Origin of the sequence: Anaerococcus faecalis (genome assembly GCF_013371425.1) — a bacterium.
Taxonomy (GTDB): Bacteria; Bacillota; Clostridia; order Tissierellales; family Peptoniphilaceae; genus Anaerococcus; species Anaerococcus porci.
In genome coordinates this window covers 247,476-259,337 of sequence record NZ_JABVBA010000001.1, presented here as the reverse complement: position 1 = coordinate 259,337, position 11,862 = coordinate 247,476, and the positions used below count along the sequence as shown (strand labels likewise).

The window sequence follows — 11,862 nt, the reverse complement described above, 5'->3', positions numbered from 1 at the left end:
TCAATGAGGCGGTTTTTTGATATTATTATGGAAGAGAAAAACAAATTAATTTCATTTAACACTTGGAGAAAGGAAAGTATAGACTTACTAACAAATAAAAGGATAGGTAAAAATGAGTTTTTAGAGAAAAATTATGAGTATTTAAAGAAACTTGACTTAAAACCATTTTCAAATATCTCTTCAGTTATGGAGGCAATTTATAATTATCAATATTATAATATTATGGCAAAAAGATCTAATTCTTTGGCTTTTGACATACATAACAATCCAAAGAAAAAAAAATATTACAAAAATTTAATTAATAATAGAGAGAACTTTTACCATTTAAAAGATATAGCAAGTTTAAGATTGCTTGAACTTGTAGAATATAGTGGTATAGAGGCCTATTATATTAAGTTGAGGTCAAAAAGACTGACGGGTGAAATATTTGAAATAGTTTTAAAAAATCATGATAAACTTATTCTACATTCAAAAAGTAAAAGTTTACTTAGAAAATTAGTTGAAAATAACTGTTTTGATAGTGAAATTAAGGAGTCTAAAATTGATTCCTATGTTAATAAGTCGTATTGATATGATAGAAGTTAAAATTGGTAAAAATGATTCGAATCAAAGATTTGATAGATTTTTAAGAAAGTATTTTAAGAATGCATCCTTATCGGTAATCCAAAAAAATATAAGGAAAAAAAATTTTAAAATAAATGATAAAAGAGCAAAAAAAGATGATTTAATCTGTGAGGGTGATTTGGTAAAGATGTATATTAAGGATGAGGATTATAATAAGTGGGTAAATACTAGAAAATTTAAGGATTGTGACTTTAATATAGATATAGTTTATGAAGATGACAATATTGTTGTTATAGATAAGAAAAAAGGTGTATTATCTCATGCTGCAAGTCCAAAAGACTATGGAAATAATATAGTGGATCAAATGACTTCATATCTTTATAAAACAAATAAGGTTGACAGCAGAGATTTAACCTTCAAACCAAGTATTGTCAATAGGCTTGATAGAAATACAGCAGGACTTATAATAGGTGCAAAAAATGCAAGGGCTTTAAGAGAGCTTAATAAAGCAATTAAAAATTCTCAAATACATAAGTACTACCTAACTATTGTTGAAGGAAAGGTAGACAAAGATTTTACTATAGATACAAATATTATAAAAAATGAAAATAAGAATATAGTTAAGTCAAATGAAGATGGTAAGAGAATTATTACTAAATTTCATCCTCTAGATATAAATGATAAATATAGCTTACTTGAATGTAAATTAATAACAGGTAGAACTCATCAAATTAGATATTCTTTATTTAAAAATGATACACCTATAATAGGTGATAGAAAGTACTTTAAATCAGGCATAGATTATAGGAAATATGGATTGGATAGTCAAGTTCTATTAGCTTATAAATTAAGCTTTAATACCAAGGGGTTTTTATCATATCTAAACAATAAGGAGATTAAATCAAATCAAACAAAGGATTTATTAAAACTTAAGGAGAAAGTTTTTAATGAAAGTTATACTAGATAATAATTCTATATATACAAACAAGATATACCTTTTTGAATTAGTTAAGGAGTTATTTCCTAAAAGTTTTAGAGATTATATTATAGCTTTAGTAAATGAGAAAATTGTTGATTTTAATTATAAGTTAAGACAAGATGACGATATTTTATTAATAAAAAAGGATATGCCATTAGCTTATTCAGTGTATGAATCAACATTAACTATGCTTTTGATTGATGCTTTAAAAAGTATTTACAATCAAACGGTTGTAGTAGAATATTCTATGAGTAATTGTCTTTATGTAAGGTTAGAAGATAAAGCTATAAGTCATGAATATATTTCATTATTATATAATATTATAAGAAATAATATTGATAAAGATATAAGTATAGTTAGAAAGTCAGTAACAAAAGAAATAGCAATTGATATTTTTAGAAAGCAAGGAGATTATTCTAAAATAGATTTAATGAAATCTATTGATAAAAATAAAGTAGACTTATATGAATTCAATGGGTGGTTTTATAATTTTTCTAACTTACTTTTAGCTAAAACATCTTGGATAGAAGAATTTGAAATTATATCATATTATCCAGGAATTATGTTGAATTTTAAAAAGATTAATGGAATTTTAAATAAATTTAGTGAAGAAGTTAAACTTACAAGAGTTTATGAACAGTCTAAAAAATGGACAAAGTTACTTGATATTAATTATGCTAGCGATTTAAATAAACTTGTTATAGATAATAAAATATCTACCTTGATAAAGGTAAATGAAGCTTATTATAATAATCAACTTGCAGATTGTGCATATGATATAATTAGAAGTGATATGAACATAGTAATGCTTGCAGGTCCTTCTTCATCTGGAAAAACTACAACTGCTAAAAAACTAGCTATACAATTGGCAGTATATGGAAAAAATGCTTATGTTATTTCTACAGATGATTATTTTCTAGACAGGGATAATACACCTTTGGATAAGTATGGAAATAAGGATTTTGAGAGTTTAAATGCAATTGATTTAAAGGCTTTTAATAGGGACTTACAAGATTTGATAGAAGGTAAAGAATTGAAACTGCCATCATATAATTTTACTAAGGGTATTAGGGAAATGTCTGATAAAAAAATCAAACTTGACAAAAAGACGGTTTTAATAGTTGAAGGAATTCACGCCCTTAATCCAAGTCTTACATCATTAATACCTGAAAAAAATAAATATAAAGTCTATGTTTCGGTTCTTAGCCAAATAAATATTGAGCCTCATGTTAGAATTTCATCCTCAGAAAATAGGCTAATAAGAAGAATAGTAAGGGATAATAAATTTAGGTCTTATGATACTGAAGCAACACTTAAAGTTTGGTCTAATGTAAGAAGAGGGGAAGAAAACTATATTTTCCCATATCAAAATACTGCAGACTTTTATGTTGACTCATCATTGTTATATGAGTTTAATGCGCTAAAAAGTTATGCAATAGATGCACTTGATCAGATAAAAAAGGACAGTGATTATTATTATATGGCACTAAAACTTAGAAAGGTCTTATCGTACTTCAAAAGTATAGAAGATACAAAGATTATTGCAGATGATTCAATTTTGAGAGAATTCATAGGAGATGAGAATGATTAAAACAATTGGATTAGATATAGGTGGCACAAAGATAAATGGTGCAGTTATAAATGAAAGAGGAGAAATCCTTAAAACATATAAATTAGAAACCTGTGCTAAAGAAGGTGCTCAAAAAGTATTATATAATATAGAAAAGATTATAAATGAGTTAAAAGATGATGATATTAGAGCTATAGGAGTTGGAACTCCTGGTTTCATAGATTCTGAAAAAGGAATTGTAACTTTTGCTGGAAATATTGATGGATGGACTGGATTAAATTTAAAAAAAGAGATAGAAAAAAGATCTGGAATCAAAACTTTTATAGAAAATGATGCAAATATTGCCTTGATTTGTGAAAAATGGCTGGGAGCAGCTAAAAACTACGATGATGTTGTAATGATAACTTTAGGAACTGGACTTGGTGGAGCTGTTTATAACTCTAAGATGGGACTTCTGGAAGGAGCAAATTTTCAAGGTGCAGAATTAGGTCATGTAATTTTATATCCAAATGGTGAGTATTGTACTTGTGGACAAAGTGGATGTGCAGAGGCATATTGCTCTGGGAGTGCAATTAGAAGACATTATAAGCAATTAACTCAACAGGATAAAACTGGTGAAGAAATTTTCAACCTATATGAAAAGGACGAAATTGCAAAAAATGTCGTTAATAGATTTATTGATGACTTATCTTGGTATTTAACTAGCCTTAGAAATATATTTGATCCAGAAATTATCATTATTGGTGGTGGAGTTATTAATTCAAGTAAAATTTGGTGGGATAAGCTTATTTATAAATTTAATGAACATTGCCATTTAGCTAGCAAAATAAAACTAAAGCCTGCTAAGTTTTTGAATGATGCTGGCATTATTGGTGCTGGGAAAATTGCTATGGAAAGGTTAGAAAATGAGTGATAAAATCTTAATTTGTGATGATGAAGATCATATAAGACAGTTTATGAAGATAAATCTTGAATATTCAGGATTTGATATAGTTGAAGCTGGAAGTGGAGAAGAGGCACTTAAACTTGCGGATATTGAAAAACCTCAAGTTTATATTTTAGATATAATGCTTCCAGGTATAAGTGGCTATGAAGTATGTGAAAGTATAAGAAAGAATTATCCTAAAGCTGGAATAATAATGGTTTCTGCAAAAAGTCAAGATATAGATAAAATACTAGGGCTTGAAAGAGGTTGTGATGACTATATAATTAAGCCTTTCAATCCTCAGGAATTAATTTTAAGAGTTAGGTCACTTGTAAGAAGAGTAAATTATACAAATGATGAAAAAGAAAAAGTAAATGAAGATATATTAGTAGATGGGATATTTAAACTAGATTTATACTCTAGGAATTTTTATAAGAACAATAAAGAGATTGATGTTACACCTACAGAGTTTGTAATAATTAAAAATTTCATTCTAAATAAGGGTAAGGCTATGAGTAGGATGGAGATTATGAAGGATACTTGGGGAGATAACTATAGCACTGATACTAAGATAGTTGATGTTAATATTAGAAGAATTAGGGCAAAGATTGAAGAAAATCCTGCCAAGCCAGAATATATTGAGACTGTATGGGGAACGGGTTATAGATGGAGTTAGATAATAAGAAATCTAAATCAAAATTAGGTATTTTTAATATAAATCTAAATAGTATTATTTTTAGTATTATGAAAATAATTATGCTTTTTGTAACAGTTGTTGTTATAGGCTTTGAAATATTTTCATATTCATCTATAAAAAACTATTATGAATCTGCCTTAGTTGGAGCCATGTTAAATCAAGCTAGATATAATCAAGTTCTCTATTCAAATTATTTATCGAGATATGATTTATCTGAAATTATTATAGGAGATAAAAATTCTTTTTATAGAAATAATATAAGTCAAGTGCAAATATTAGATAACTCAGCAAATGTATTATTCGATTCTTTAGGGTCAAGTCAAATAGGGAAAAAAATCAACTCGACTGATGTTAATAATGCGAATAAAGGAGAATACTCATATCAAAAAACTATAAATTCAAAAACTGGTGAAGAAGTTATAGCCTTATCATATCCATTAAATGATAATGAAAAACAAATAGGTATACTAAGATTAATTTCATCTACTAAGATTGTTAGAGAAAATGTAAATAATCGAATGGTAGTTTATTTATTTTTTGGGCTATTAACTTTAATAATAACTCTTATAGTTTCATATTACGCATCTAAAAGATGGACAGTTCCAATAAAAAAATTAACTGTAGTTGGAGAGAAATTAGCACAAGGAGATTTTAAGGCGAAAGCCAATGAAAGTGGTAAAAATGAAATATCTGAATTAGGTCAAACTCTTAATTTTATGAGTGAAAATATAATAAAAAGAGAAGATATGAAAAATGAATTTATTTCTTCAGTATCACATGAACTCAGAACACCATTAACATCAATAAAAGGTTGGGCTATTACTTTACAATCTAAAGATATCCAAAGTAATGAAGATATGCTTAATCAAGGCTTAACTATTATAGAAAATGAAGGGGAAAGACTATCACTAATGGTAGAAGATTTGCTGGATTTTTCAAGGCTATCATCAAGTTCTTTCCAATATGAAAAAGAAGATTTAAATATAGTGGCTCTTGTCAAGGAGGTATATACTCAACTTTATCCAAGGTCTATAAATGAAAAAATTAAGTTTGATTTTATATCTGTGTATGATGAAATAATTGCTCACGTAGATAAAAATAGGCTTAAAGAAGTCTTTATAAATATTATTGATAATGCAATGAAATTTACTGAAAAAGATGGACAAATATCTGTTATCATTAAAAAAGAAGATTCAAATGTATGTATTGATATTAAAGATAATGGTGAAGGTATAAAAGAAGATGAAATAGCTTTTGTATCAAGTAAATTTTATAAGGGCTCATCTTCAAAAAGTCAAACAGGACTAGGACTTTCAATATGTGAAGAGATAATAAAAGCCCATGATGGAAAATTGATTATAAAGAGCAAATATACTGTAGGAACTACTGTAACAGTATTACTACCAAGGATTGATTAATATGAATAAGATAAAGAAAATTTCTATATTGTTTTTAATTTTTATATTAACATCTTGTAGCTTTGGAAGACCAGAAGATGTAACTGAATTAATAGAAACACCTAAAATTGAAGATCCTATTCTTAAAGGAACTTGGGAAGTAAAGGAAATTAAGAGTACATCAAATAACAAGAATTCGGATAAGATTAAAAAAGGAGATATTCTATATATTGACAATGACCTAGTGGCATTAAATGATGACTATGCATATCCTCCTAAGTTTTCATCAAAATATGTTGACCTAAATTCATATTTACAAAGTAGAAGTATAGATAAGAATATATTTGATAAAGATAATGTAGAGGTATTATCTGCAAGCCAAGGTGAGCTTTATTCAAAGGACTTTATAAAACTTTCAAATCAAGAGATTTTTATGATAGTAGATAATGCCATTATAGTTTTTGAAAAAATTGATGACAATGTTAGCAGGAGTATAGTAGAAAAATATGCCAAAAGAGCATCTAAGGAAAGAACCACTACAAAAAGTGGTAAAAAAGTAGAAGGAGATATATGTGTTTTAATAGGTGTTAGAGAAAGAATAGATACTGAATCATCTCCTAATTATTATTACTATACCTATTGCGTAAGAATTGACCCTAACAGGATGGCTAGAGTTGAAAAAGCAGAGCATATTTATTTTCCAAATAAACAAGAATTTTGGAGACTAAAATGTGAGTTGAATCCGCAAAGTAAAAAATATGATAGCTTTAAAGCCTATCCTATAAAATTAGAAAAGGAATTAAGTAAGAAAGAAAATCAAGAAAAATACAAGTTTATAAATAGAGATTTAGACCTAAAGATTAATTTTGTAAATGAAGATTATATATCATTTGATTATAATTTAGTTTCAGATAAGTCTCCAATTAATAAATATGCTATGGTTAAGACAGATGAATTAAAATCTAATACATTTATGACTATTAATGAGTATGCTGGCGATGAAAAAAGCAAACAGGTGTTTAAAAATCTTGTTTATGAACAAGTTAATAGTAATTTTGGTTCTGTAGATGAGGATAAAATGGCTTATGATTATACTAATTTTGGTTTGATAAGAAATCTTGGCTTATGGCAATTTCAGTCATCTTATCATTTAGAAAGGGATGGAGCTATAGAACAAAAATCTTTTCCTATTGATATTGCTTTAAGAGAGAATTTAATAGATCAAGATAATAAAGAAATAACAGTTGATCAAATCAAAAATTTAAACTACCAAGCCAAGGACTATTTCGAACTTGTAAACGGACAATATGTAGTTGTACAAAGTCCTGATGAGATTTTATTTTATCATATAAAAAATGGTCTTATAGACACAAATCCCAAATTTTCTATTCAATTACAAAATCCTAGTCAAATAATAATGTTTGAACAAGGATTAGGATCATATGCTGAAAAATGGGAAGATTCATTCAATGCTAACAATGTTATAATACACTAATTAGTTAATTGACTTAAAAGATTGATATTTGATAACATATTAATAAAGAGGTAAATATGAAACTTATTCTAGCAACATCTAATAAAGACAAGGTAAGAGAAATAAAAAAAATTCTAGATGACAAGATTAATATATTTAGTCCTGGCGATTTAAATATTGATAGCTTTGAAGTTGTTGAAGACGGAAAGACACTTAAAGAAAATGCCTACAAAAAAGCGAAGGCTATATATGATATTACAAATTTACCAACTCTCGCTGATGATACAGGACTATTTGTAAAATCACTTGATTTTAGACCAGGTGTATATTCTCATAGGTATGCAAATGAAAATCCAACTTATAAAGAAAATAGAGATAAGCTTTTATCTGAACTTAAAGATAAAGACAACAGACAAGCATATTTTATGACTGTACTTTGTTTTATAGATTCTAGAGGCAAAGATTATTATTTTGAAGGAAGAATAAATGGTGAAATAAGTCATAGAGAACATGGAGATAAGGATTTTGGTTATGATCAAATATTTAGGGTAAATAGTAAAACTTTTGGAGAAATGAAAGAAGAAGAAAAAAATTCATATAGTCATAGGGCAAAAGCCTTGGATAAGTTTAAAAATTTTATTAAAAATAATTATGAAAGTATTAGTAGTTAGTGATACACATGGATATGTTGATGATGTACTTAAGTTTTTAAATACAAACAAGGTAAATCTCATAATACATGCTGGTGATTTTAGTGAAGATGCATTGAAAATCAAAAGTATATCAGGGATAAAAACTCTTCGGGTTAAGGGAAATAACGACTATTTGGACAATACTAGCCCTGACCAAAGAATAATAAATATATATAATCACAGGATATTACTTGTTCATGGACATAAGGAAAATGTGTATTATTCTAAAAATTCATTAATAGATAAAGCGATAGAAAATGAGTGTGAGATGGTGATTTTTGGCCATACTCACACCTATTGTGAAGATTATGACGAAAACTTTAATATAATTCTATTAAATCCAGGCTCAGTATCCTTGCCTAGAGATATGATTAAGAGTATGGCAATGATTGAGATAAATGATTATATTAAAATTAAGAAAATTTGTATAAATTAAGGGTTTATAAAATGACAGGTTTAATAAATTTAGTGGTAGATAACTTTTCAAGTTTAATAATTCTACCAATTTTAACAATGATAATTATAGCTATAACAGTTGTTATTTCGAAAACAAGTGAAAGCAGAAGTGCAAAATTTTATCCGTCTATAGCTTTTGGTATTGTTTCTATAGTGCTAGCTATTTTCTCATATATTAATTTTACTAAGGATATAGGACTTAATGTTGCTTTTGTATCTATATCATTAGCTACAGCTTCTATAGTTGGAATTATAACAGCAGTAATAATTAATTTAATTGATGGCCTAAAATTGACATATAAAGATAATAATAAATAAGGAAAAGTTATGGGAAAGAATAAAGCTGCTTTTTTTGATATCGATGGTACTCTTTTTAGAAATTCACTTTTAATTGAGCATTTTTACTTATTAACAAAAAACAATATCATAGACAATAAGGCTTGGTATGAATATATAAAACCACTTTACCAAAAATATCAAGATAGGAAAGGCTCATATGAAGATTATCTAGATAAAGCATCAATTTTATATCAAAAAAACTTAATAGGTCTTGATAAATCAACTATAGACAAATATGCAAAGATAGCAATAGATATAAATAAAAGTAAAATTTATAGAATTACTAAAAATGCTATAAAATATCATAAAGAAAATGGCTATAAGGTTTTTGTTATATCAGGATCTCCTGACTTTTTGGTAAAAGAGTTTGCAAAACTTTATGGAGCTGATCATACTATTGCAACTAAATATATTTTTGATGAGGATAAAAAATTCACAGGAGAAATTTATCCAATGTGGGATTCAAAAAATAAGGAAAAATCAATAGATTTTTTAAAAGATAAGTATGATATAGATCTTAATAATTCTCATGCTTATGGAGATACAAATGGTGATTTTTCAATGTTTGTAAAAGTAGGCTTTGCTCATGCAATTAATCCAAGTTATGAATTAATCCACAATCTCAATGAGGTAAATAAAATTAGAGACAAAACTTTAATCCATATTGAGAGAAAAGATGTTAATTATACATTCTCATTAAAAGATTTAATGGTAGAATTTAAAAAATTTTAATTGAAATAAAAAATGAATATTTTTAAATTGCAAATTTTTTGTTAGCTAAATTTTGAGTTTATTATACAATAATGACTACATTATGAATAATATTTACTTATTTTTTAGCTATTTTATTTTATGAACAAATATATATAAATAATTTTATTTGATTTTATGTTAAAATTTATTTACAGACTAATAAGAGGGATATATCAAATGACATCAAGTGCGAAAAAAAAACCAATAATTGAAAAACTTGAATATAATTATTTAATAAAAGATGACATCTCATCATTAAATACACTGATGTCTTTATACGATGATATCAAATTTTCTGATTTTGATAAGTCTAATTTTCAAATAAGAAAATACATTTTAAAAAATATTAAAAGAAACTTTTGGTACTTATCAGATATTGATCAGGTCTTAAGAAGTTTAAATCAAACAATAGGTGATGATTTAAATAGGTTTGAATTTCTTTTATCATTAAAAAGTGAATTTAAGGCCTTTGAAAATAAGAAATTGATTGATAAGTTAGAATACCTTGCTATAGAATATTATGGGGTATCTTTTTTATTTGAAGAAAAAGAGATTTTTACTGAAACAAACGAAAAAATTTCTTTAATTAAAAATGAATTTAAAAAAATTACTTTCAATGATAAGAATTTAATTGCAAATATTAGAAAAAATGTGAAAAAATATTCTGACACTTATCTAAAATTTAAGGTATTAAATATAGATGTTAACACTAATAAGCAATTAGCATTTGATATGGATTTAATATACACTGAAGATATAACTTTAAAACAAGCACAAGAAATTAATGATAAGTTAACAAATCACTTATACAATGTAGCTGTTGAAGTTTATGCTGAGTATTATTGGAAAGGGCTTTGCAAAGAAGTAATAAATAGATATCATTAAAGGGCAGGAGCCCTTTTTTAATTGTTAAGAAGGTGGATAATGATTATATTAGGAATAGATCCAGGAATAGCAATCATGGGTTATGGTGTTTTAGAAACTAAAGGAAATAGAATAAGAGTTTTAGAAAATGGAGTTATTACAACTTCATCAAAAAGTAAAACACCAGAAAGATTAAAACATTTATATGATAATTTAGAGCAGATTATTTGTGAATTTAAACCAGATGAGTTTGCAATTGAAGAGTTATTTTTCAATCAAAATGTAAAAACTGCTATAACTGTTGGACATGCTAGGGGAGTTCAAATTTTATGTGCACAAAATTATAATTTGCCTATTTATGAATATACTCCTCTTCAAATAAAACAGGCTATTACAGGATTTGGAAGAGCATCTAAAACCCAGATGCAAAAGACAGTTACTACTTTGCTAAATTTGAGTCAGATACCAAAGCCAGATGACGCTGCAGATGCTTTAGCAATTGCTCTAACACAAGTATTTAGTCAAAGATTTAAAGAACAATTTAGGATGAATTAATGATAAGTTATATAATTGGAGAGGTAAAATACATTAATGAAGATAGTTTTATTATTGAAAATAAAAATCTTGGATTTTTGATAAATTCTTCATTAAACACTATTAGTAAGCTTGAAATTAACAGTGAATATAAGATATTTACTAAAATGAATGTAAGAGAAGATGATATATCTTTATTTGGATTCTCTTCTAAAGAAGAGCTTGAAATGTTTGAACTTTTAACTAGTGTATCAACCATTGGACCTAAAAATGCTATAGCAGTTTTATCATCTTTAAATGTAGATAAGATTAAATTTGCCATAATTAATAACGATATAGATACACTAATTAAGGCTAAAGGTATAGGTAAAAAAACAGCATCAAGAATTATACTCGAGCTTGTTGATAAGGTTAAGAAGATGCCAATAAACAATATTGATGATTATGAAATAAATACTACAAAAACCAATAGTGAGATTAATGTAGCAAGAGAGGCTTTATTAAATCTTGGGTATGAAAGAAATAGTATAGATAAGGTATTATTTGACTTAAAGGATACTGATCTTACATTAGAAGAAATAATAAAGGAAAGCTTAAAAAAGATGATTTAGGGTGATT

At 26.6% G+C, this 11,862-nt stretch carries 14 protein-coding genes; all 14 read left to right on the top strand.

All coding sequences use genetic code 11. The annotated features are described in order from the left end of the window. Positions 1–3 precede the first annotated feature (3 nt). The 14 genes from HV819_RS01305 (at position 4) to ruvA (ending at position 11,855) form a co-directional block, all read left to right on the top strand. Positions 4–570, top strand: a complete 567-nt coding sequence (locus tag HV819_RS01305) for a DUF6648 family protein (RefSeq protein ID WP_154538716.1) — start codon at positions 4–6, stop codon at positions 568–570. Further along, positions 551–1,531, top strand: coding sequence for an RluA family pseudouridine synthase (locus HV819_RS01300; RefSeq protein WP_154538964.1), 981 nt, complete (start codon positions 551–553; stop codon positions 1,529–1,531). The genes HV819_RS01305 and HV819_RS01300 overlap by 20 nt, the downstream gene beginning before the upstream one ends. Further along, positions 1,512–3,134, top strand: coding sequence for a nucleoside kinase (locus HV819_RS01295; RefSeq protein ID WP_154538717.1), 1,623 nt, complete (start codon positions 1,512–1,514; stop codon positions 3,132–3,134). The genes HV819_RS01300 and HV819_RS01295 overlap by 20 nt, the downstream gene beginning before the upstream one ends. After that, complete coding sequence (locus HV819_RS01290) at positions 3,127–4,026, top strand: ROK family protein (protein ID WP_154538718.1); 900 nt, start codon at positions 3,127–3,129, stop codon at positions 4,024–4,026. The genes HV819_RS01295 and HV819_RS01290 overlap by 8 nt, the downstream gene beginning before the upstream one ends. Continuing rightward, positions 4,019–4,714: a response regulator gene (locus tag HV819_RS01285; protein ID WP_154538719.1), complete on the top strand. Its 696-nt coding sequence runs from the start codon at positions 4,019–4,021 to the stop codon at positions 4,712–4,714. The genes HV819_RS01290 and HV819_RS01285 overlap by 8 nt, the downstream gene beginning before the upstream one ends. Further along, entirely contained in the window at positions 4,705–6,153 is a 1,449-nt protein-coding gene (locus tag HV819_RS01280; protein WP_154538720.1) for a sensor histidine kinase, read from the top strand. Before HV819_RS01285 ends, HV819_RS01280 begins: the two co-directional genes overlap by 10 nt. A 1-nt stretch (position 6,154) precedes the next feature. Next, positions 6,155–7,627, top strand: coding sequence for a hypothetical protein (locus HV819_RS01275; protein ID WP_154538721.1), 1,473 nt, complete (start codon positions 6,155–6,157; stop codon positions 7,625–7,627). Positions 7,628–7,683: 56 nt separating this feature from the next. Next, positions 7,684–8,277 carry an RdgB/HAM1 family non-canonical purine NTP pyrophosphatase gene (gene rdgB, locus HV819_RS01270; RefSeq protein ID WP_154538722.1) on the top strand — a complete coding sequence of 198 codons (594 nt, stop codon included), beginning with the start codon at positions 7,684–7,686 and terminating at the stop codon, positions 8,275–8,277. After that, entirely contained in the window at positions 8,258–8,734 is a 477-nt protein-coding gene (locus tag HV819_RS01265; RefSeq protein ID WP_154538723.1) for a YfcE family phosphodiesterase, read from the top strand. Before rdgB ends, HV819_RS01265 begins: the two co-directional genes overlap by 20 nt. Positions 8,735–8,745: 11 nt before the next feature. Beyond that, positions 8,746–9,072 (top strand): hypothetical protein, encoded by a 327-nt coding sequence (locus tag HV819_RS01260; RefSeq protein ID WP_154538724.1) that lies wholly within the window; start codon positions 8,746–8,748, stop codon positions 9,070–9,072. A 9-nt stretch (positions 9,073–9,081) separates the two neighbouring features. Further along, positions 9,082–9,825 (top strand): HAD family hydrolase, encoded by a 744-nt coding sequence (locus tag HV819_RS01255; RefSeq protein WP_154538725.1) that lies wholly within the window; start codon positions 9,082–9,084, stop codon positions 9,823–9,825. 198 nt (positions 9,826–10,023) lie between these two features. Further along, positions 10,024–10,731, top strand: a complete 708-nt coding sequence (locus tag HV819_RS01250) for a hypothetical protein (RefSeq protein WP_154538726.1) — start codon at positions 10,024–10,026, stop codon at positions 10,729–10,731. Positions 10,732–10,770: 39 nt separating this feature from the next. Then, the gene (gene ruvC / locus HV819_RS01245) at positions 10,771–11,265 is read left to right on the top strand and encodes a crossover junction endodeoxyribonuclease RuvC (protein ID WP_154538727.1); all 495 of its coding nucleotides are present in this window, start codon (positions 10,771–10,773) and stop codon (positions 11,263–11,265) included. Next, entirely contained in the window at positions 11,265–11,855 is a 591-nt protein-coding gene (gene ruvA, locus HV819_RS01240; protein WP_154538728.1) for a Holliday junction branch migration protein RuvA, read from the top strand. Before ruvC ends, ruvA begins: the two co-directional genes overlap by 1 nt. The last annotated feature ends 7 nt before the right edge of the window (positions 11,856–11,862 follow it).

Excerpts from the sequence above, each read along its gene's own strand:
- HV819_RS01305 (WP_154538716.1), top strand. The coding sequence starts at position 4 with ATGAGGCGGTTTTTTGATATTATTATGGAAGAGAAAAACAAATTAATT.
- HV819_RS01300 (WP_154538964.1), top strand. The coding sequence starts at position 551 with ATGTTAATAAGTCGTATTGATATGATAGAAGTTAAAATTGGTAAAAAT.
- HV819_RS01295 (WP_154538717.1), top strand. The coding sequence starts at position 1,512 with ATGAAAGTTATACTAGATAATAATTCTATATATACAAACAAGATATAC.
- HV819_RS01290 (WP_154538718.1), top strand. The coding sequence starts at position 3,127 with ATGATTAAAACAATTGGATTAGATATAGGTGGCACAAAGATAAATGGT.
- HV819_RS01285 (WP_154538719.1), top strand. The coding sequence starts at position 4,019 with ATGAGTGATAAAATCTTAATTTGTGATGATGAAGATCATATAAGACAG.
- HV819_RS01280 (WP_154538720.1), top strand. The coding sequence starts at position 4,705 with ATGGAGTTAGATAATAAGAAATCTAAATCAAAATTAGGTATTTTTAAT.
- HV819_RS01275 (WP_154538721.1), top strand. The coding sequence starts at position 6,155 with ATGAATAAGATAAAGAAAATTTCTATATTGTTTTTAATTTTTATATTA.
- rdgB (WP_154538722.1), top strand. The coding sequence starts at position 7,684 with ATGAAACTTATTCTAGCAACATCTAATAAAGACAAGGTAAGAGAAATA.
- HV819_RS01265 (WP_154538723.1), top strand. The coding sequence starts at position 8,258 with ATGAAAGTATTAGTAGTTAGTGATACACATGGATATGTTGATGATGTA.
- HV819_RS01260 (WP_154538724.1), top strand. The coding sequence starts at position 8,746 with ATGACAGGTTTAATAAATTTAGTGGTAGATAACTTTTCAAGTTTAATA.
- HV819_RS01255 (WP_154538725.1), top strand. The coding sequence starts at position 9,082 with ATGGGAAAGAATAAAGCTGCTTTTTTTGATATCGATGGTACTCTTTTT.
- HV819_RS01250 (WP_154538726.1), top strand. The coding sequence starts at position 10,024 with ATGACATCAAGTGCGAAAAAAAAACCAATAATTGAAAAACTTGAATAT.
- ruvC (WP_154538727.1), top strand. The coding sequence starts at position 10,771 with ATGATTATATTAGGAATAGATCCAGGAATAGCAATCATGGGTTATGGT.
- ruvA (WP_154538728.1), top strand. The coding sequence starts at position 11,265 with ATGATAAGTTATATAATTGGAGAGGTAAAATACATTAATGAAGATAGT.